This is a genomic window from Cypionkella sp. (assembly GCF_036782355.1).
Lineage (GTDB): Bacteria > Pseudomonadota > Alphaproteobacteria > Rhodobacterales > Rhodobacteraceae > Cypionkella.
Genome location: NZ_DAIPZF010000027.1, coordinates 18,598 through 37,039 on the forward strand (window position 1 = coordinate 18,598; position 18,442 = coordinate 37,039).

21 protein-coding genes are annotated in these 18,442 nt (G+C 60.5%); 16 read left to right on the forward strand and 5 right to left on the reverse strand.

Features of this window, described 5'->3' with window-relative positions:
* The first annotated feature begins 56 nt into the window (after positions 1 to 56).
* Positions 57 to 962 (forward strand): fatty acid desaturase, encoded by a 906-nt coding sequence (locus tag V7Q10_RS11255; protein ID WP_333869196.1) that lies wholly within the window; start codon positions 57 to 59, stop codon positions 960 to 962.
* On the opposite strand, the gene V7Q10_RS11260 is transcribed toward V7Q10_RS11255, so the two are convergent.
* Together V7Q10_RS11260 and V7Q10_RS11265 are read right to left on the reverse strand one after the other, a co-directional pair.
* Positions 959 to 1,600, reverse strand: coding sequence for an NUDIX hydrolase (locus V7Q10_RS11260; RefSeq protein WP_333869197.1), 642 nt, complete (start codon positions 1,598 to 1,600; stop codon positions 959 to 961). The genes V7Q10_RS11255 and V7Q10_RS11260 overlap by 4 nt on opposite strands.
* A complete protein-coding gene (locus V7Q10_RS11265; RefSeq protein WP_333869198.1) occupies positions 1,554 to 1,970 on the reverse strand; it encodes a DUF983 domain-containing protein in 417 nt (138 codons plus the stop codon). Before V7Q10_RS11265 ends, V7Q10_RS11260 begins: the two co-directional genes overlap by 47 nt.
* Positions 1,971 to 2,144: 174 nt before the next feature.
* On the opposite strand from V7Q10_RS11265, the gene V7Q10_RS11270 reads away from it, so the two are divergent.
* From V7Q10_RS11270 to V7Q10_RS11285, 4 genes are all read left to right on the forward strand, one after another.
* The gene (locus V7Q10_RS11270) at positions 2,145 to 2,705 is read left to right on the forward strand and encodes an EF-hand domain-containing protein (RefSeq protein WP_333869199.1); all 561 of its coding nucleotides are present in this window, start codon (positions 2,145 to 2,147) and stop codon (positions 2,703 to 2,705) included.
* 105 nt (positions 2,706 to 2,810) lie between these two features.
* The gene (locus V7Q10_RS11275) at positions 2,811 to 3,407 is read left to right on the forward strand and encodes an RNA polymerase sigma factor (RefSeq protein ID WP_333869200.1); all 597 of its coding nucleotides are present in this window, start codon (positions 2,811 to 2,813) and stop codon (positions 3,405 to 3,407) included.
* Positions 3,404 to 3,754: a dihydroorotate dehydrogenase gene (locus V7Q10_RS11280; RefSeq protein WP_333869201.1), complete on the forward strand. Its 351-nt coding sequence runs from the start codon at positions 3,404 to 3,406 to the stop codon at positions 3,752 to 3,754. Before V7Q10_RS11275 ends, V7Q10_RS11280 begins: the two co-directional genes overlap by 4 nt.
* A 1-nt stretch (position 3,755) precedes the next feature.
* Positions 3,756 to 4,250, forward strand: coding sequence for a periplasmic heavy metal sensor (locus tag V7Q10_RS11285; RefSeq protein WP_333869202.1), 495 nt, complete (start codon positions 3,756 to 3,758; stop codon positions 4,248 to 4,250).
* Here the strand turns inward: V7Q10_RS11285 and V7Q10_RS11290 are convergent.
* Positions 4,247 to 5,617 carry a diguanylate cyclase gene (locus tag V7Q10_RS11290; protein ID WP_333869203.1) on the reverse strand — a complete coding sequence of 457 codons (1,371 nt, stop codon included), beginning with the start codon at positions 5,615 to 5,617 and terminating at the stop codon, positions 4,247 to 4,249. The genes V7Q10_RS11285 and V7Q10_RS11290 overlap by 4 nt on opposite strands.
* Positions 5,618 to 5,750: 133 nt before the next feature.
* Between V7Q10_RS11290 and V7Q10_RS11295 the strand changes: the two genes are divergently transcribed.
* The 5 genes from V7Q10_RS11295 (at position 5,751) to V7Q10_RS11315 (ending at position 10,108) form a co-directional block, all read left to right on the forward strand.
* On the forward strand, positions 5,751 to 6,029 hold the full coding sequence (locus V7Q10_RS11295) for a DUF3572 domain-containing protein (protein ID WP_333869204.1): 279 nt from the start codon (positions 5,751 to 5,753) through the stop codon (positions 6,027 to 6,029).
* 38 nt (positions 6,030 to 6,067) lie between these two features.
* A complete protein-coding gene (locus tag V7Q10_RS11300) occupies positions 6,068 to 6,766 on the forward strand; it encodes an HAD family hydrolase (RefSeq protein WP_333869205.1) in 699 nt (232 codons plus the stop codon).
* A gap of 123 nt (positions 6,767 to 6,889) precedes the next feature.
* The gene (locus tag V7Q10_RS11305; RefSeq protein WP_333869206.1) at positions 6,890 to 8,449 is read left to right on the forward strand and encodes a trimethylamine methyltransferase family protein; all 1,560 of its coding nucleotides are present in this window, start codon (positions 6,890 to 6,892) and stop codon (positions 8,447 to 8,449) included.
* Positions 8,450 to 8,527: 78 nt separating this feature from the next.
* On the forward strand, positions 8,528 to 9,115 hold the full coding sequence (locus V7Q10_RS11310) for a heme NO-binding domain-containing protein (RefSeq protein ID WP_333869207.1): 588 nt from the start codon (positions 8,528 to 8,530) through the stop codon (positions 9,113 to 9,115).
* A 3-nt stretch (positions 9,116 to 9,118) separates the two neighbouring features.
* Positions 9,119 to 10,108 (forward strand): diguanylate cyclase domain-containing protein, encoded by a 990-nt coding sequence (locus tag V7Q10_RS11315; protein WP_333869208.1) that lies wholly within the window; start codon positions 9,119 to 9,121, stop codon positions 10,106 to 10,108.
* On the opposite strand, the gene V7Q10_RS11320 is transcribed toward V7Q10_RS11315, so the two are convergent.
* Entirely contained in the window at positions 10,105 to 11,502 is a 1,398-nt protein-coding gene (locus V7Q10_RS11320) for a helix-turn-helix domain-containing protein (RefSeq protein WP_333869209.1), read from the reverse strand. The genes V7Q10_RS11315 and V7Q10_RS11320 overlap by 4 nt on opposite strands.
* A 46-nt stretch (positions 11,503 to 11,548) precedes the next feature.
* Positions 11,549 to 12,769, reverse strand: coding sequence for a multidrug effflux MFS transporter (locus V7Q10_RS11325; RefSeq protein WP_333869220.1), 1,221 nt, complete (start codon positions 12,767 to 12,769; stop codon positions 11,549 to 11,551).
* 191 nt (positions 12,770 to 12,960) lie between these two features.
* Here V7Q10_RS11325 and V7Q10_RS11330 point away from each other — a divergent pair, with 191 nt between their 5' ends.
* The 6 genes from V7Q10_RS11330 to V7Q10_RS11355 all read left to right on the forward strand — a co-directional run bounded on the left by V7Q10_RS11330 (position 12,961) and on the right by V7Q10_RS11355 (position 18,442).
* Positions 12,961 to 14,487, forward strand: a complete 1,527-nt coding sequence (locus V7Q10_RS11330; RefSeq protein WP_333869210.1) for an acyl-CoA carboxylase subunit beta — start codon at positions 12,961 to 12,963, stop codon at positions 14,485 to 14,487.
* 105 nt (positions 14,488 to 14,592) lie between these two features.
* Positions 14,593 to 14,946: a DUF6497 family protein gene (locus V7Q10_RS11335; RefSeq protein ID WP_333869211.1), complete on the forward strand. Its 354-nt coding sequence runs from the start codon at positions 14,593 to 14,595 to the stop codon at positions 14,944 to 14,946.
* A 202-nt stretch (positions 14,947 to 15,148) separates the two neighbouring features.
* Complete coding sequence (locus tag V7Q10_RS11340; RefSeq protein ID WP_333869212.1) at positions 15,149 to 15,289, forward strand: hypothetical protein; 141 nt, start codon at positions 15,149 to 15,151, stop codon at positions 15,287 to 15,289.
* A gap of 90 nt (positions 15,290 to 15,379) precedes the next feature.
* Positions 15,380 to 15,793, forward strand: a complete 414-nt coding sequence (locus V7Q10_RS11345) for a hypothetical protein (protein ID WP_333869213.1) — start codon at positions 15,380 to 15,382, stop codon at positions 15,791 to 15,793.
* Positions 15,794 to 16,115: 322 nt separating this feature from the next.
* Complete coding sequence (locus tag V7Q10_RS11350) at positions 16,116 to 16,319, forward strand: hypothetical protein (RefSeq protein WP_333869214.1); 204 nt, start codon at positions 16,116 to 16,118, stop codon at positions 16,317 to 16,319.
* A 119-nt stretch (positions 16,320 to 16,438) separates the two neighbouring features.
* The gene (locus V7Q10_RS11355; protein ID WP_333869215.1) at positions 16,439 to 18,442 is read left to right on the forward strand and encodes an acetyl/propionyl/methylcrotonyl-CoA carboxylase subunit alpha; all 2,004 of its coding nucleotides are present in this window, start codon (positions 16,439 to 16,441) and stop codon (positions 18,440 to 18,442) included.

The following is an 18,442-nucleotide window of genomic DNA, read 5'->3' on the forward strand; positions in this document are numbered from 1 at the left end:
TCCGGCACCACAAGGCAAGTGGTAAGCCTGTCTGAACATGTCTGATGGGGACCAAATTGAACCAAATTCGCAAAGTAGAGTGGCCAACGCTGCTGATGTTGGCAGGATGCTATGCGATTTGGGGCTTGGGCCTGTGGCTGTGGTCCAGCGCGCCTTTGCTGTCGCTGATCTTGGCGGGCCTTGGCGTGGCGCTGCACGGATCCTTGCAGCACGAGGTCATTCACGGCCACCCGTTCAAAACCCAATGGCTGAACGAAGCGCTGGTGTTTCCGGCGCTGTCGATTTTCATCAGCTATCTGCGGTTCAAAGATACCCACTTGCAGCACCACTTTGACCCCGCGCTGACCGACCCCTATGACGACCCCGAATCCAACTATATGGACCCCGCCGTCTGGGTGCGGCTGTCGCCTGTGATGCAGGGGCTGTGCCGGATCAACAACACGCTTGCGGGCCGGATGGTGGTTGGCCCCGTGCTGGGCACCATCAGCTTTTTGGCGCAAGACGCGCGCAAGATGCTGCGCGGGGCGCCGCGTTTGTGGCTGTCTTATGCGCTGCATCTTGGCGGTGTGGCGCTGGTGCTATTGGCGCTGGCTTGGGCCGCGATGCCGTTTTGGGCCTATCTGCTGGCGGTCTATCTGGGCACGGCGCTGTTGAAGATCCGCACCTATCTTGAACACCGCGCCCATGATCTGCCGCGCGGCCGCACCGCGATTGTCGAAGACCGCGGCCCGCTGTCTTATCTGTTTTTGAACAATAACTTCCATGTGGTGCATCACTGCATGCCAAATGTGCCTTGGTATGATCTGCCGCGGCTTTATCAAGACCGCAAAGAGCAATTTCGCCGTCGCAACGGCGCCTATGTTTACCGCAGCTATGCCGAGATTTTCCGCCAATACCTGTGGCGCGCCAAAGAGCAGGTGCCGCATCCGATTTGGCCGGTGCGCCGGTCTGACGCCGATTAAAGCCTGCGAAAACAGGGCACATCGCCCGAATTGTCAAAGAACGGCACGCCGTCTTGCTTTAGGCCGCCCAGCAGGGCGGTAACCTCGGACAGCACCACCTCGGTGATAAAGGGCAGATCCAGCGCGCGCGCCTCGCTCAGGCCGATCCAATGCAGATGCGACAGCTCGGTGCCTGCGGCCGAAAAGCCTTCGGCATCGCCGGTGATCCGGGTTGCGGGGGTCAGAAAAAACCGCGCATCAAAGCGGCGGCTGCGCCCGGGCGGGGTGATGGCGCGAAACACAAAGCGCAGATCGCCCGGCAGGGGGGAGGTGATCTGCAATCCGGTTTCCTCGTGCAATTCACGCAAGGCCGCGCGCGCCAGCGTGCCCGCATGGGGCGCGCCTTCGGGGCAGTGCAGCGCCAAACGCGCAGCGCAGTCTGGCGTCAGCCCAATTGGCGCCGCGCTGCGGTCTTCCGGATCGACCGCCCCGCCCGGAAACACATATTTCGACGGCATAAACGCCGCCGCATGGCCGCGCATCCCCATCAGGATTTGAAAGCCCTCGCCGTATTTCCGCCACAAAATCACCGTGGCTGCGGGGCGAATAGGCTCACTCACCGGCAAGCGCAGGGTCTTGATCGGGCGCGCCAAAACCATGCATCCGCTTGGCCCATTGCAGCCCGATCATCGCGCCCTTGATCCTTGGCAATAGATACAGCGACAGCGCCACGGTAAAGATCGAGAATCCGGTGATCATGGTGATCGGCTCGGGACGGTAATGTATAAAGACAAACATCAACAGCGGCGCCATCACATGGCCGACAATCAGAATTGTCAGATAGGCAGGTCCATCATCGGTGCGCTGCGGCGTCAGATCCTGGCCGCAAACCGCACAGCCACTGCGCGCCTTCAAATAGCCCTTCAGCAAGGGGCCATTGCCGCAATTTGGGCAGCGCAGCGCCCAGCCACGGCGCAAAGCAGGGCCCAAGGGGCGTTCGGCATAGGCGTCATGGATGGGATGGGTCATAGCTCTACCTCTGGTTTGGCCCTTGCTTATAGCGTATCGCGCCCGCCTTGTTGAGGGGGGGTGCTGCTTTGTCGCAAGTTTTTGCAACGGAGCGCGACGGAAAGCCGGCGCTGGCGCGTTTGTCTGACATGAACGCCACGGCAGCACGGCCTTGGCGCAGAGCAGGAGATGACAATGTCACAGAATAAACTTACCGGTTCGGCTTTGATCGTGGCTGCCATGCTGATGGGGGCTGCGGCCTATGCCCAAGACAGCGGCATGGGCCCCGAGGGCATGGCGCGTGGTGCCGGCCCGATGTTCGACTTTGCCGCGATGGATGCCGACAAGGATGGTAAGGTCACCAAGGTCGAGATCGAGGCTTTTAAGGCCGCGCGCTTTGCCGAGGCTGACACCAACAAAGACGGCGGCCTCTCGCCCGAGGAAATGTCCGTCGCCCATGACACGATGATGGCCAAGCGCAAAGCCGACCGTGCAGCCGAGATGTTCAAACGGATGGACAAAGACGGCAACGGCCTGATCTCGCAAGAGGAAATGCCGGCACCGCCGCGGGCTGACAAGATGTTTGACCGTATGGATGCCGACAAAGACGGCGCAATCAGCCAAGCCGAATTCGATGCCGCCAAGCAAAAGATGCAAGAGCGGATGGACAAGCGCGGCCATCACCAAGGCGGGCATGGTAAAGACGGGCATGGTAAAGATGGGCATGGTCGCGACCACGTCGGCGATGGCAACTAAGCCCAGCCGCCTGCGCCCCCCCCTCGCGTTTTGTCCCCGCGCGGGGGGGGAGCGCTTTCGATAAATATTGCGAGATCGCCCAAGCGCGGTTAAGCCAAATGCAGGATGATAATGCCGCGCGACACCCTTGCAGAATTGGATGACGAGGCTTTGTTGGTGCTTTATGCCAACAAAGACCCCGATGCCGCCCGATTGCTGGCGCATCGGCTGATGCCGCGACTGGTGGGCTATGCTGGCCGTTTGCTGGCGGATCGCGCCGAGGCAGAGGATATCGCGCAAGAGACCATGCTGCGGCTGTGGAAACTTGCCCCCGATTGGCGCAGCGGCGAAGCAAAGGTCTCGACCTGGGCTTACCGGGTGGCGCAAAACCTGTGTACCGACCGTCTGCGCCTGCGGCAAAGGCGGGGGGCGGAGGCTTTGGACGCGGTGGCCGAACCGGCTTCTGACGCGGCCACCGTCGTCGCGGGTATGATCGAAGCGGACCGCATGGCGGCGCTGGATGCGGCTTTGGCAAGCCTGCCCGAGCGCCAGCGCAGCGCTGTTGTCTTGCGTCATATTGAGGGATTAACCAATCCCGAGATCGCAGAGATCTTGCAAATTGGGGTTGAAGCAGTGGAAAGTTTAACGGCTCGGGGCAAGCGCGCTCTGACGCTTGCTCTTGCGGGGCAGCGCGCCGAGTTGGGCTATGAGGAGGCCGAATGATGGATGATCTTGACGCCCTGTTTGCACAGGCCAAAGCAAAGCCAATGGCCCCTTCGGCTGCGGTGATGGCGCGGGTTTTGGCCGATGCCGCAGCGCATCAGCCGCAGGGGCAGGCTTGGCCCGCGGCTGATGCGCGCCCGAAACTGGGGCTTTTTGCGCAGTTCGCGGGATTTTTCGGCGGGGCAGGGGCCTTGGCGGGGATGGCTTCTGCGGCGATGGCGGGTCTGTTCATCGGCTATGTGCAGCCCAGCAGCTTGGATCTGGTGACAGGCGCGGGGGCCGCCTCTGCCAGCTTGGAACAGGTCGAGCTTTTGCCCGATCTTAGCGCCTTTTTGACCGAGGAATAACATGACCGACGCACAAAGCCTTGCTGTGAAACCGGCCTCAAAAGCCCTGCGCATCGCACTTGCGATCTCGGTGGCGCTGAACCTTGCTGTGGCGGGCGTGATGGCGGGCGCCTATCTGAACCACGGCGGTCCCGCGGGGCGGGGGGGGGATGTGCGCGAGCTGGGCTTTGGTCCCTTTACCGAGGCACTGACCCGCGAAGAACGCGACCAGCTGCGCAAAGCTTTTCTTGCCAAACGGCCCGATTTTCGCCAAGCCCGCCGCGACATGCGGCAGGATCTGCAAAATCTGCTCACAGCTCTGCGCGCCGAGCCCTTTGATCCGGCGCAGCTGCAAGCGCTGCTTGATAAGCAATCGCAGCGCGTCAGTCAGCAGATGGCGGCAGGGCAAGACCTGATGCGCGCGCTTTTGCTTCAGATGACCCCCTCGCAGCGCCAAGGCTTTGCCGAGCGGTTGCAAAAGGGGTTGGAGCGCGGCCGCGACGCGCCCCGCCCCTAAGCGGCGTTCCGCCCGATCGTCACCTGATTGCGGCCATCGGATTTTGCCTGCAACAGCGCACGGTCCGCGTGGTCAATGATCTGCGCCACCGTTGGGCGGGCCTGACCGGCAAGGCTTACGGCCAAGCCGATCGAGATCGTGACATGCAAAGCTTCGGCACCGCCCAAGCCAATCGGCGACTGCTCGACGCTTTCGCACAATCTGCGCCCAATCGCCTCGGCCTCTATCAGCGTGGTGGCGGGCAGCACGATCAGAAACTCTTCGCCGCCAATGCGCGCCACCACATCGCCCAGCCGCAGGTTTACCGTAAGCCGGTTGGCCACCTCGACCAAAACCGCATCGCCGGCCGCATGGCCAAAGCGGTCGTTGACGGATTTGAAGCGATCCAGATCCGCCACCATCACCGCAAAGTCTTGGCCCGTGCTGGTGGCATTGGCCGAAATCGCGGTCAGCTGTGCCAAGCCAAAGCGGCGGTTGTGTAGCCCTGTCAGCGGGTCGATCATCGCCAGCCGCAGCCCATCTTCCAAGGTGGCCCGCAGCCGATCAGCCTCGCGCTTGCGCGTGATCAGCCGCAACAGCCGCAGTGCCAGCTCTTGCGCGCAGACCGAGGCGCTGACCAGATCATTGGCCCCCAAATCAAAGGCCACCGCCGGCACAAAGGCGCTTTCAGGTGGCGTTAAAATGCAAATGCTGGCATGGCGGGTCGGGCTGCGGCTGCGCAGTTCCGACATCAGCCGCAAGCCGCTGCCCTTGCCCTCTAGGTCGGCGTCCAGCACAAAGACATCGGGCGCTGGCCCATCGCCCAATGCTTCTGCCGGCGTCATCACCCGCAGCTGATCGGTCAGATGTGGCGCAAGCTTGGCTTGCAAGGCTGCGCCAAGCTCGGGCTGGACGCACAGCAGGCCAATCACCCCCGGATGGTGAAAGCCCTGCGCCGGTTCCGACAGGCCCAAAACCGCGAAATCATTCTGATGCGCCTCAAGTCCCGCCAGAAGATCGCGTGCGCGCATAAAGCTGCGGATGCGCGCCATCAGGGTTTGGTCATCAATCGGTTTGGCCAGCACATCATCTGCCCCCGCCTGAAACGCCGCGACCCGCGCCTTTTGGTCAAAGCATGTCGAGAACATCAGCACCGCCACCGTCTGCAACCCAGGCATGGCACGCAGGCGACGCAGCACCTCTAGCCCCGACATATCGGGCAGGCTCATATCCAGCAAAATAAGGTCGGGCTTATCATAGCGTACCAATTCCAGACAGCTGGCGCCATCGGCGACCAAGAGCGGCTGATAGCCTGCCGCCGCCATCTTGACCTTCATGACGATCCTATTCGTCGCGACGTCATCTACGATAAGAATTTTGCCGACCATGGCGATACAAACCTGTAATACAAACGTGCTTTGGTTTACTTTGCACCAGAACTAGTTAAGAAATCCTTTCGCGGATTGTCATCAATCCTTCGGTTTTCTTACCAAAACTGTGCATAACCTTGGGGAAAAAGCGATGATCGCGCAAGAACAGGCCGAAACCTTCGCTTTGCAGGCCTTTATCTGGGTGATCGGCGGCGAGCTTGCCGATGCCTTTCTTAACGCCACCGGAGCTTCGCAGGATCAGCTTGCCAAATTGGCGCAGCAGCCGGTGTTTTTGGGTGCGGTGCTGGATTTTCTGATGGAAGACGATGCGCGTGTCATTGGCTTTTGCGATTCCGTCCAGCGCCCCTATCTCTCGGTGATGGAGGCGCGGGCAGCTTTGCCGGGCGGGCAGTTGCCGCATTGGACTTAAATCTTCCGTCCCAACACTCTCACTTGCAAGAGGCCTTTATGACCCGCCCCCCGATCAAAGCCGTGATTTTCGACAAAGACGGCACGCTGTTTGATTTTCGCCAAAGCTGGGGGGCTTGGACCCGCGCGCTTTTGGCCGAGCTGGGCGGCGACAGCGCGCATCTGGCCGCCGTGCTGGGCTTTGACCCCAAAGCTTGCGATTTCGCGCCCGACAGCCCGGTGATCGCGCTGACCACCGCCGAGATCGCCGCGATTTTGCATCCGCATCTGACGGGTCTGACCTTGGCCGAGTTGATCGCGCGGATGGACCATCAGGCAACCCAAGCGCCGATGATCCCGGCGGTGGATCTGCCTGCGGTGCTGGGCGGGCTTGCGGCGCAGGGCCTGACCTTGGGTCTTGCCACCAATGACACCGAAGCCCCCGCGCGCAGGCATTTGACCGATGCGGGCGTGATCGATCTTTTCGCCTTTGTCTCGGGCAGCGATTCTGGCTGGGGCGGCAAGCCTGCGCCGGGGCAGCTTTTGGCTTTTGCCACCCAGCTTGGGCTTGAGCCTGCGCAAATCGCCATGGTCGGCGACAGCCTGCATGATCTGGAATCGGGCCGCCGCGCTGGCATGGCGCGGGTTGCGGTGCTGACCGGCATTGCCACCCAAGCCGACCTTGCCCCCCATGCCGATGTCGTGCTGGCCGATATCGGCGGGCTGGCGGCTTGGATTGCGGCGCAAAGCCAAGCTTAAACCAGCCGAGGCGCAAAAACGACGCATTTTAGTCGGTAATATGGTGCGCGTCTGGCCATGCTTTCCGCCATCTTGGCCGCAACAGTGATCAACCCCTTGTTGATCCTTTGCAAGGAGCCCGCCATGAGCGATGACGCAAGCCGCAAACGCAGCCGTGCCGGTGGCCGCGCTGGCAACAAAAGCCGCGCAGGCTCTGCTGTTATCGACCAGATGCCTTGGCGGATTCCGGTCAATCCTGACCGCCCCGTTGAGCCTTTGGATGCCGAGGGCGTGCAGGCGATCCACCGCACCACCATGCGAATTTTGCGTGACATTGGTATCGAGTTTCTGAACCCCGAGGCGGTGGCCTACCTGAAGCAGGCAGGCTGCAAAGTCACCGGCACCAACGTCAAAATGGACGAAGATTTCGTGATGGAAATGGTGGCCCGCGCGCCATCGACCTTTACCATCACCCCGCGCAACCCAGAGCGTGAAGTGATCATGGGCGGCAATCACATGCTGTTCGTCAATGTCTCTAGCCCGCCAAACGCTTGGGATCTTGAACGCGGCAAGCGCACGGGCGACTTTGAAACCTTCAAAGAATTCATGAAGTTGACGCAGTATTTCAACTGCATCCACATCGCGGGCGGCTATCCGGTGGAACCCGTTGATATCCATGCCTCGATCCGGCATCTGGATTGTCTTTATGAAAAACTGACCCTGACCGATAAGGTCGTGCACGCCTATTCGCTGGGGGCCGAGCGGGTTGAAGATGTGATGGAGATGGTGCGCATCGCGGGCGGGCTTTCGGAAGCCGAATTCCAAGCCAAGCCGCGGATGTATACCAATATCAACTCGGTCTCGCCCTTGCAGCACGACTACCCGATGCTGGACGGCGCGATGCGGATGGCCAAGCGCGGCCAGCCGGTGGTGATCACGCCCTTTACCCTTGCCGGCGCGATGGCGCCTGTGACGATGTCGGGGGCGGTGGCGCTGTCTTTGGCCGAAGGTTTGGCGGGGCTTGCGCTGTTGCAATATATCGCACCGGGCTGTCCGGTGGCGCTGGGCACCTTTACCTCGAACGTCGATATGAAGTCGGGCGCGCCAGCTTTTGGCACACCGGAATATATGCGCGCCACGCAAATGACCGGGCAATTGGTGCGGTTTTACGGGGTGCCGCTGCGCTCGTCGGGCACCTGTGCGGCCAATGTGCCGGACGGTCAGGCGATGTGGGAAACCTCGAACAGCCTTTGGGCGGCGGTGCAAAGCCAGACCAATATGGTCTATCACGCCGCAGGCTGGCTCGAGGGGGGGCTGATCGCCTCGCCCGAGAAATTCGTGATGGATTGCGAAGTTTTGCAGATGATCCAGCGCTATTTCGAATCCAGCATCACCGCCACCACCGAAGACGATCTTGCCTTCGACGCGATCAAAGCCGTTGGCCCAGGCGGGCATTATTTTGGCTGCCAGCACACCCAAGACCGCTATTCCACCGCCTTTTATGCGCCCATCGTCTCGGATTGGCGCAATTACGAGGCTTGGCAGCAGGGCGGCTCGACCTGGACACCTGAACGCGCGCATCAGATCTACAAACAGATCATTGCCGAGTTTGAAGCCCCCGCGATGGACGGGGCTGCGCAAGAGGCTTTGCAGCAATTCGTTGCAAAACGGAAACAAGAAGGCGGCGCGCCGACAGATTTTTAACCGAAGGTTAACGGATATTGTCGATTTGTTAACGGATCCCGCGCTAATCTGGCGCGGAATCACCAATTGAGTTAACGAATGCACGGTCTTATCAATCGCTCGCTGCAATGTTTTTTGCGCGATACTTATGGGGTGACGGTCTGGGCGCAGATCGCTTCTGCGGCGGGGGTCGGGGTCGAGGGATTTGAGCCGCTGCTGACCTATGATGATAGCATCACCGAAACCTTGGTTGCCACGGCCGCCCTGCATTTGAACCGCCCGCGCGACACTGTGCTAGAGGATCTGGGCACCTATCTTGTCTCGCATGACAATCTGCAATCGCTGCGCCGCCTGCTGCGCTTTGGCGGCGTCAGCTTCGTCGATTTTCTGCACTCGATGGAGGATCTTCCCGAGCATGGTCGGCTGGGCCTGCCCGATCTGGATTTACCCGATTTCACCTTAATCGAGCAGGGGCAGGGCGCGTTTCGGCTTTATGTCACGCCGATGATTGCCGGCACGGGGCATGTGATGGTGGGGCTGTTGCGGGCGATGGCGGATGATTACGGCGCTTTGGTGCTGCTAGAGCATGGCGGTCAGGATCAGGGGCGCGAGGTGATCTCGGTGCATCTTCTGGACAAAAACCACGCCGATGGCCGCCGCTTTGATCTTGCTGCGGCAGAGCGTTAGACGATGCAGATTCTAGATGGCCTTGGCCTAAGCCCCGCAAGCCTGTCGCAGTTGATGCCTATGCATATTGGCCTGTGCCCTCAGGGGCGCATCCTCAGCCTTGGCCGCACCTTGGCGCATTTGCTGCAAGGCCAAGATCCGATTGGCAAAGCCTTTCTTGATGTCTTTAGCCTGCGCCGTCCGGCAGGCTTGCACAGTGCCAAAGATCTGCAAAATCTGCCCGGTCAGCGGCTGCAAATCTGCCTGCGTGACAGGGAAAAGACCGAACCGCTGCGGGGTCTTGCGGTGCCAACTGCCCAAGGCGGGCTGCTGATCAACCTGTCCTTTGGTATTCGCCTGATAGAGGCTGTGCGCCAACATGCGCTGACTGATGCCGATTTTGCCCCCACCGATCTGGCGATTGAAATGCTGTATCTGGTCGAGGTGAAAAATGCTGTCATGCAGGAATTGCGACGGCTGAACCTAAGCCTTCAGGGCGCAAAGGTTGCCGCCGAAGAGCAGGCGCTGACCGATACGCTGACAGGCCTGCGCAACCGCCGCGCGCTTGAGGCGCGGCTGCCCTCGCTTTTGGCACAGGGTGTCGATTTTGGTCTGATGCATATTGATCTGGATTTCTTCAAGCAGGTCAATGACACGCTTGGCCATGCGGCGGGCGATCATGTGCTACGCCATGTCGCGCAATCGCTGACGATCGAGACTCGCAGCTCGGATCTGGTGGCGCGGGTGGGGGGCGATGAGTTTGTCGTGGTGCTGCCCGGGCTGAGTGGCAAAGAGCGGTTGGGTCAAATTGCGCAGCGCATCATTGATCGGGTGTCGCAGCCGGTGGAATTTGAGGGCAAGCTGTGCCGCGTCTCGGCCTCGATTGGGCTGACGCTCTCGACTGGCTATGGCGCGACCGAGGCCGATCGTATGATAGCCGATGCCGATGCAGCACTTTACGCCTCAAAACATGCAGGGCGGGCACAAGCGCGGTTTTTCTCGGCGCTGGGCTAATCGGCGATTTGATAGGGCAGCACGCCGCGGCTGTCGGGGTCCACCCGCAGCCCGCGTTCCAGCGGCGGCACCGCGCGCTGATGGCAGTCGCGCCGCTCGCAAATCCGGCACGAAATCCCAATGGGCTCGAACCGCCCCTTCAGATCCAGCCCGTCCGAATAGACAAGGCTTGCGGCATGCGTCACCTCGCAGCCCAGCCCGATGGCATAGCGCCGCACCGGGGCCAAAAACGCCCCCCCCGGTTTCGAGACATCGCGCGCGAGGCACAAATACCGCACCCCATCCGGCGTTTCGGCCAATTGCCGCAGGAAATGCCCCGGCGTCTCGAAGGCGCGATGCACATTCCACAGCGGGCAAGCGCCGCCAAAGCGCGCAAATTGCAGCCGCGTGGCCGAATGCCGCTTGGTGATCGTGCCGGCCTGATCGACGCGCACAAAGAAAAACGGCACCCCCTTGGCGCCGGGCCGTTGCAGGGTTGATAGCCGCTGCGCGACCTGCTCGATGCTGGCGCCAAACAGATCGGCCAGCCGTTCCAGATCGTGCCGCGTCGCTTGCGCGGCCTCAAGAAAGGCGCGGTAGGGCATCAGCGCCGCGCCTGCAAAATAATTCGCCATGCCGATCTTGGCGATGTCGCGCGCCTCGGGGGTTTGAAACCGCGCCAGATCCAGCGTCGCCTCGATCAGCTCGTTTTGGGTCAGCAGGGCAACCTGATAGAGCAGCTGAAACGCCTTGGTGGCGGCCGCCGCGGTCGACGAAATCTCAAGCCGCCGCGCCACCGGATCAAAGCGCCGCAGCGGCCCAATGTTGGAAAAATGCACAGAGATGCCACGGCGTTCAAGGGCCTCGATTGCACCAGTTATGGCGTCTTTTCCGTCAGCTGCACCAGAAAGCACATGTTCTGCTGCCCGATCGACCGCATCGACGTAATTATCGCAATAGTGAAAGAAGTCGCGCACCTCCTCCCAAGGGCTGGCGCGCAGGGCGGCGTCATCGCGCCCCAATGCCTCGTCCAAAGAGGCCAAGCGTTCGTGGTTTTGCCGGTAGGCCCGATGCAGATCCAAAAACGCCCGCGCCAAGGCTGGCGCATTCGAGGCCGCAAGCCGCAGATCGGCCAAGGGCGGGGCGGCCTTGGCAAAGACCGGATCGGCCAGCGCCTCGCGCATGTCTGACACCAGCCGCTCGCCTTCGCCGGCGTTCAGCTCGGTGACATCCAGCCCGAATTCTTGCGCCAAGGCCAGAACCACCGTCGCCGAAACCGGGCGGTGGTTGTTCTCCATTTGGTTCAGATAGGGCAGCGAGACGCCCAGCTTATCGGCAAAAATGCGCTGGGTCAGCGCCAGCCTGCCGCGCAACTCGCGCAGCTTTGCCCCTGCATATAGCTTTTGCACTGCCATGACGCCCCCTTTTGCAAAGCCAGCATCAGGCTTTGCAAAGCCGCCGTCAAGCCGCCAGACCCAAGGCCCGCGCGCGCCGGATGACCGCCAGAATGCACAAGACCGATGCTATCGAGCAGGCCAGCATCAAGACCACCAGCGGCATCTCGGTCGCACCCGGCGGCAGTAGGGCCCCCGCAAGGGCTGCAAGCCCCGCGCCGCCGCCGATCATCAGCGCGCCGCCCAGACCCGAGGCGGTGCCGGCAAACTCTGGCCGCACCGACAAAATCCCGGCATTGGCCGAGGGCAGGGCGATGCCATTGCCAAGACCCATCGTCACTTGCAGCCCGAAAAACACCATGGCCCCCGAAAGCCCCAGCGCCGTCACGGCAAACAGCATCAGCATGCCCGCCGTCGTCACCATGGTGCCGATCAACACCATCCGGTTCAGCCCGACGCGCCGCGAAAATCGCCCCGCCAGAAAATTGCCGATTGTGTAACCCAAGGCCGTAATTGCAAACAGCAGCCCGACCTGCGCCGAGCCCAAGCCAAAGACCACATTACCGACATAGGGCGCGCCGCCCAAAAAGGCGTAAAAACAGCCCGAAGAAAACGCCGCAGCGCCGCTATAGCCTAAAAAGCGCTGCGAGCGCAGCAGCTCGGGATAGCTGCGCATCTGGGCGGCAAAACTGATCTTTTTGATCACGGCCGTCTCGCCCAGATCGGCCCAACACAGCGCAAACACCACCACGCCAAGCGCCAAAAGCAGGGCAAAGTTGGCATGCCAGCCAAAGGCCGCATCCAGATAACCGCCAATCACCGGCCCGATCATTGGCACTAGGCTCATCCCCATGGTGACATAGCCGATCATCGAGGCCGCCTCGTCATCCGACACCATATCGCGCACCACGGCCCTGCTGAGCACCATGCCCGCAGCCACCACTGCTTGGGCCATGCGAAACACCAAAAATACTTGCGCCGAGGTCGCCAAAAGCGTGCCGACAGTGGCCACCAAAAATAGAGCCAGCGACACCAGCACCACAATGCGGCGGCCGTAGCGGTCCGATATTGGCCCGATCATGATCTGCAAAACCGCCGAAAGCGCCAGATACAGAGCGACCGACAGCTGCATCAGCGCATAGGGCGCGTCAAAATAGGCAGCCATTCCGGGCAGCGATGGCAAGAAAATATTCATCGTCAGTGCCGAAATCCCTGCAAGCAGGATCAGCGTGACAATATGTGGCGGGCTGCGGCGGTTCAGGAATATCGGTTTTTGCATCGCTCTCAGCTAGGGCTATGGCATGGTCTTGTCCATCACCCGCGCGCTGTGCAGCCAGAAAAACCGCAGGGCAGCGGTGAAGTTTGCAGCTTTGCAATTAGCAGTTTTAATCGGCAGGCATATTTGCATATTTTCGATCTTCCGCTTCCCGCGCAGGCAATCTGAGGCTATTCTAACGCAGATCACGGGGGGATACAGCCATGACCGACATTTTGCAGCAGCTTGAATCGCGTCGCGAGACCGCTCGCATGGGCGGCGGCCAGCGCCGGATTGACGCGCAACACGCCAAGGGCAAGCTGACCGCGCGCGAGCGGATTGATCTTTTGCTCGACGAAGGCTCGTTTGAAGAATTCGACATGTTCGTGGCCCACCGCTGCACCGATTTCGGCATGGAGGCCGAGCGCCCCGCAGGCGACGGCGTGGTCACCGGCTGGGGCACGGTGAACGGCCGCATGGTCTATGTGTTCAGCCAGGATTTCACCGTCTTTGGCGGCTCGCTTTCGGAAACCCATGCGCAAAAGATCTGCAAAATCATGGATATGGCGATGCAAAATGGCGCGCCTGTGATCGGGATGAACGATTCCGGCGGCGCGCGCATCCAAGAGGGCGTTGCCTCGCTTGCAGGCTATGCCGAGGTGTTTCAGCGCAATGTGCTGGCCTCGGGCGTGGTGCCGCAGATCAGCCTGATCATGGGGCCTTGCGCAGGGGGGGCGGTCTATTCGCCCGCGATGACCGACTTTATCTTCATGGTCAAAGACAGCTCTTACATGTTCGTCACCGGCCCCGATGTGGTGAAAACCGTGACAAACGAGGTGGTCACCGCCGAAGAGCTGGGCGGTGCCTCGACCCATACCCGCAAATCCTCGGTCGCCGATGGCGCCTTTGAAAACGATGTCGAAGCCTTGGCCGAAGCCCGCCGCCTGATTGACTTTTTGCCGCTGAACAACCGCGAAAAGGCTCCGGTGCGCCCGTTCTTTGACGATCCGCAGCGGCTTGAGGCCAGTCTTGATACGCTGATCCCCGACAATCCAAACCAGCCCTATGATATGAAAGAGCTGATCCACAAGATCGCCGATGAGGCCGATTTCTTTGAAATTCAACGCGATTTTGCCGCCAATATCATCACAGGCTTTATCCGCATCGAAGGCCAATCGGTCGGCGTGGTTGCCAATCAGCCGATGGTTCTGGCTGGCTGCCTTGACATCGACAGTTCGCGCAAGGCGGCGCGGTTTGTCCGCTTTTGCGATGCCTTTGAAATTCCGATCCTGACTTTGGTCGATGTGCCCGGCTTTTTGCCCGGCGTGGCGCAAGAATTGGGCGGCGTGATCAAGCATGGCGCAAAGCTGCTGTTTGCTTATGGCGAGGCGACGGTGCCCAAGGTGACCGTCATCACCCGCAAGGCTTACGGCGGCGCTTATGACGTTATGTCTTCCAAACATCTGCGCGGCGATTTCAACTATGCTTGGCCCACCGCTGAGATTGCAGTGATGGGCGCCAAGGGCGCCACCGAGATCATCCATCGCGGCAAATCAGCTGAGGAAATTGCACGGCTGACCAAAGAATATGAAAGCCGTTTCGCCAATCCTTTTGTGGCCGCCGAAAAGGGCTTTATTGACGAAGTCATCCGTCCGCACTCGACCCGCCGCCGCGTCGCCCGCGCTTTTGCCTCGCTGCGTGGGAAGAAGCTGGCGAACCCGTGGAAAAAACACGATAACATCCCGCTATAGCCCTTTGTCTTGCGGAGATCCCATCATGGCTGACGTTGATCTGGCCTGCCCAACCCTAATCCGTGCCCCCCGCTGCTGTGCTGCTGTGCAGTGCAAGGGGGGCGCATGACCACGCCCGAGACCTTCGAGATTGCTGTGCCCTCGGGCCAAGTGATCCGCTTTTTGGATGTCGTAACCGACGCCCCCGGACCTGATGGGCCGACGGTGCGCTATCGGTTTTTGGCGCCTGCCATTGCGCGGTTGGGCGGCAGCGTCGATTTCGACACCGCCGCGGCCGATATGCTGCATCTGTGCCAAAGCTATGTGCTGCCGCTGCTGGACCAAAGCCTGCCGCCCAGCCAGATCGTGATCTCGCTTTCGGATCGGCCGGTGCCCTTTGGCGAGGCCGCCCCCGATGCGACGCAGTTTTTTGAGGCCTATCGGCTTGAAGATGGCCGCTGCATATGGGAGGCATTTTGATGCAGCCCCTAAATCTAGCGCAAACCCGCCCCGCCTCCGCCTTGGCTGATGTAGCCTTGCCACAGACCTATCCCTTTGGTGAAATATCCTATCATTTTGGACATTTGTCGGCTAAACTTTATCTTGGCCGAACCCAAGCGGCCTTTACCTCGCAGAAGGGGGCGGCACAAAGCACGCCTCCGCAAAATAAATGGAGTAGAGGATGTCGAGCACGAAAATCGCAGTTCTTGCCCTTTGCATGGTCGGCTTCGTTGCTGCATGCGCTAAAAAGGCAGAAGAAGTTGTCTATGTTGACGAGCCTTCGGTTAGCGCCGAACCCGTCTATACCGGCAAATACAAGTAATCTGATCGGGCGGGCGCTTTTGGCCCTTGCGGCCACGCCCGCCCTTTTTCTATCCGCACCCCTGATCCCATTTGCAAAGGAGGGATCAGCATGCTGAAGCATCGCGGATTTCCCGGCCGTCTTACCGGCACCGATTTTCAATTTGTCATCCGTCGCGCCAATCTGAAAAAGGGTGGCGCCACCAAAATCATCGCGCGCGAACGGTTCAAAGACCGCAAGAATGTCGATCGCGCCGCCGATACCGCGTTTTTGGCAGCGCTTTGGGCGCATTTTGGCGAAGAGCCCTTCGAGCGCGGCAATCTGGATGCAGGCCGTCTGTCTTGGCTGTTTGGCCGCGAAGTGGTGGCGGCCGAAGACCCCTTTGATCCGGCCTCATATGACGCGCTGTTGCGGGTCAATGTCAAAGTCGCCCAAGTCACCTTCCCGAAAATCTTTGCCGCTGGCGCCGAGATGGAAGATTTTGACGATTGGGACGATGCCTTTGAAGACGAGGATCAAGACTAGGCATGAATCCGCGCAAGGCTTTGGCATTTAAGCAGGAATTCGCAGGCCGCTTTGCGGTGGGCGTGTTTGGCTTTGCCAAGGCCGCGCCGCTGCGCGATGATAAAAGCGTGCTGTCTGACGCCTCAAATCCCGTTGCCGGCATGTTTGACTGTTACCCTAACCCTTCCCTTCGGTCTGGCCCTTTTGGGGTCAGGCCATTTTTTTCGCAAAGCCTGTGGCAAAGCTTTGCTGGTCGCGCGGGGGCGCGCAAATTTCAGTTTAAATTCGTCGAAATTGCTGTAGAATTACGGGCAATAACAACAAACACACGAGGCCTTTCGACATGTTTAAAACCTTTGCAATTCTTAGCCTTTCCGCTCTGGCGCTTTCGGGCTGCGTGCAGCCAAATGGCACTGCGTCCTGTGCTGGCGTTGGCGCAATCTCGGGCGTGGCGCTGGGCGCGCTTACCGATAACAACTTGGCCCAATCGGCTTTGGCTGGCGGTGCCGCGGGTCTGTTTGCGGGCAACGCGGGCGTTTGCGGCTGATTTAGAAGCCGCCACCGATACACCATCTTTAAAGGCCAGCTGCGGGTTCTCTGCGGCTGGCCTTTTGCATTTTCATGCCCGCGCCACTGGTCCGTCGCGGGCATTCAGGGGAGAGAGCTATGTTTAAGAAGATCCTGATCGCAAATCGCGGCGAAATCGCCTGCCGTGTGATCAAATCGGCGCAAAAGATGGGCATCAAAACGGTGGCCGTTTATTCCGACGCCGACCGCAACGCGCTGCATGTCAAAATGGCGGATGAGGCGATCTACATCGGCGCATCGCCCGCCGCACAATCCTATATCGTGATTGATAAGATCATGGCGGCGATCAAGGCCTCTGGCGCCGAAGCCGTGCATCCGGGCTATGGGTTCTTGTCGGAAAACATGAACTTTGCCGCGGCGCTTGAAGCCGCAGGCGTGGTCTTTATCGGCCCGCCGTCGCCCGCGATTGAAGCGATGGGCGATAAGATCACCTCGAAAAAACTGGCGCAAGAGGCCGGCGTTTCCACCGTGCCCGGCCATATGGGCTTGATTGACGACGCCGAACATGCGGTCACAATCGCGGGGCAAATCGGCTATCCGGTGATGATCAAGGCCAGCGCAGGCGGCGGCGGCAAGGGCATGCGGATTGCGTGGAATGACGCCGAGGCCCGCGAAGGCTTTCAATCGTCCAAAAACGAGGCCGCAGCAAGTTTTGGCGACGACCGCATCTTTATCGAGAAATTCGTCACCCAGCCGCGCCACATCGAAATTCAGGTACTGGGCGATAAACACGGCAATATCGTCTATCTGCACGAGCGCGAATGCTCGATCCAGCGCCGCAATCAAAAGGTGATCGAAGAGGCGCCCTCGCCCTTCCTTGACGAGGCCACCCGCCGTGCGATGGGCGAACAGGCCTGCGCGCTGGCCCGCGCGGTGGGCTATACCTCGGCAGGCACGGTGGAATTCATCGTTGATGGCAGCCGCAACTTCTATTTCCTTGAAATGAACACCCGCCTACAGGTTGAACATCCGGTGACCGAACTGATCACCGGTGTCGATCTGGTCGAACAGATGATCCGCGTGGCCTACGGCGAGGCTTTGCCCTTCCGTCAGGAAGATCTGAAAATCAATGGCTGGGCGATGGAAAGCCGGCTTTATGCCGAAGACCCCTACCGCAACTTTCTGCCCTCGATTGGCCGTCTGACCCGCTATCGCCCGCCGGTCGAAGGCCCCACGCCCACCGGCGGCATCGTGCGCAATGACACCGGCGTGTTCGAGGGCGGCGAGATTTCGATGTTCTACGACCCGATGATTGCCAAGCTTTGCACCTGGGGCCCCACCCGCCAAGCCGCCATCGAAGAGATGCGGACAGCGCTTGATACCTTTGAAGTCGAAGGCATTGGCCACAACCTGCCGTTTGTGGGCGCTGTGATGGAGCATCCGCGCTTTGTCTCGGGCAATATCACCACCGCCTTTATCGCCGAGGAATATCCCGAAGGCTTCCAAGGCGCTGTGCTGGATCAGGCCACGCTGACCCGTGTGGCGGCGGCAGCGGCGGCGATGAACCGCGTCGCCGAAATCCGCCGCACCCGCATCTCGGGCACCATGGACAACCACGAGCGCAGGGTTGGCGATGACTGGGTGGTGACGCTGCAAAATCACGATTATGCGGTCAAGATCGAGGCCGATCATCAGGGCTCGACCGTGCGCTTTGCCGATGGCAGCAGCCACCGCGTCGCCTCGGATTGGACGCCGGGCCAAAGCCTGGCGCGGCTCAGGCTGGACGAAACCGACCTGGTGATGAAGGTCGGCAAAATCTCGGGCGGCTTCCGTCTGCGCCTGCGCGGCGCTGATCTGCGCGTGCATGTCCGCACCCCGCGTCAGGCCGAATTGGCCAAGCTGATGCTGGAAAAACTGCCGCCAGACACCTCGAAATTCCTGCTGTGCCCGATGCCCGGCCTGATCGCCAAAATCATGGTCGAGGTCGGCGACGAGGTGCAGGAAGGTCAGGCACTTGCCACCGTCGAGGCGATGAAGATGGAAAACATCCTGAAGGCCGAACGCAAAGGCACCGTCAAAGCCATCAAAGCCAGTGCCGGCGCCAGCCTGAAGGTCGACGAAGTGATTATGGAGTTTGAATGA

What these genes read in the sequence shown, in the direction of transcription:
- V7Q10_RS11265 (WP_333869198.1), bottom strand. Translation starts at nt 1,970, where the DNA reads ATGACCCATCCCATCCATGACGCCTATGCCGAACGCCCCTTGGGCCCT.
- V7Q10_RS11335 (WP_333869211.1), top strand. Translation starts at nt 14,593, where the DNA reads ATGACCACGCCCGAGACCTTCGAGATTGCTGTGCCCTCGGGCCAAGTG.
- V7Q10_RS11275 (WP_333869200.1), top strand. Translation starts at nt 2,811, where the DNA reads ATGATAATGCCGCGCGACACCCTTGCAGAATTGGATGACGAGGCTTTG.
- V7Q10_RS11300 (WP_333869205.1), top strand. Translation starts at nt 6,068, where the DNA reads ATGACCCGCCCCCCGATCAAAGCCGTGATTTTCGACAAAGACGGCACG.
- V7Q10_RS11270 (WP_333869199.1), top strand. Translation starts at nt 2,145, where the DNA reads ATGTCACAGAATAAACTTACCGGTTCGGCTTTGATCGTGGCTGCCATG.
- V7Q10_RS11310 (WP_333869207.1), top strand. Translation starts at nt 8,528, where the DNA reads ATGCACGGTCTTATCAATCGCTCGCTGCAATGTTTTTTGCGCGATACT.
- V7Q10_RS11345 (WP_333869213.1), top strand. Translation starts at nt 15,380, where the DNA reads ATGCTGAAGCATCGCGGATTTCCCGGCCGTCTTACCGGCACCGATTTT.
- V7Q10_RS11355 (WP_333869215.1), top strand. Translation starts at nt 16,439, where the DNA reads ATGTTTAAGAAGATCCTGATCGCAAATCGCGGCGAAATCGCCTGCCGT.
- V7Q10_RS11305 (WP_333869206.1), top strand. Translation starts at nt 6,890, where the DNA reads ATGAGCGATGACGCAAGCCGCAAACGCAGCCGTGCCGGTGGCCGCGCT.
- V7Q10_RS11315 (WP_333869208.1), top strand. Translation starts at nt 9,119, where the DNA reads ATGCAGATTCTAGATGGCCTTGGCCTAAGCCCCGCAAGCCTGTCGCAG.
- V7Q10_RS11330 (WP_333869210.1), top strand. Translation starts at nt 12,961, where the DNA reads ATGACCGACATTTTGCAGCAGCTTGAATCGCGTCGCGAGACCGCTCGC.
- V7Q10_RS11280 (WP_333869201.1), top strand. Translation starts at nt 3,404, where the DNA reads ATGATGGATGATCTTGACGCCCTGTTTGCACAGGCCAAAGCAAAGCCA.
- V7Q10_RS11350 (WP_333869214.1), top strand. Translation starts at nt 16,116, where the DNA reads ATGTTTAAAACCTTTGCAATTCTTAGCCTTTCCGCTCTGGCGCTTTCG.
- V7Q10_RS11295 (WP_333869204.1), top strand. Translation starts at nt 5,751, where the DNA reads ATGATCGCGCAAGAACAGGCCGAAACCTTCGCTTTGCAGGCCTTTATC.
- V7Q10_RS11340 (WP_333869212.1), top strand. Translation starts at nt 15,149, where the DNA reads ATGTCGAGCACGAAAATCGCAGTTCTTGCCCTTTGCATGGTCGGCTTC.
- V7Q10_RS11285 (WP_333869202.1), top strand. Translation starts at nt 3,756, where the DNA reads ATGACCGACGCACAAAGCCTTGCTGTGAAACCGGCCTCAAAAGCCCTG.
- V7Q10_RS11320 (WP_333869209.1), bottom strand. Translation starts at nt 11,502, where the DNA reads ATGGCAGTGCAAAAGCTATATGCAGGGGCAAAGCTGCGCGAGTTGCGC.
- V7Q10_RS11290 (WP_333869203.1), bottom strand. Translation starts at nt 5,617, where the DNA reads ATGGTCGGCAAAATTCTTATCGTAGATGACGTCGCGACGAATAGGATC.
- V7Q10_RS11260 (WP_333869197.1), bottom strand. Translation starts at nt 1,600, where the DNA reads ATGGTTTTGGCGCGCCCGATCAAGACCCTGCGCTTGCCGGTGAGTGAG.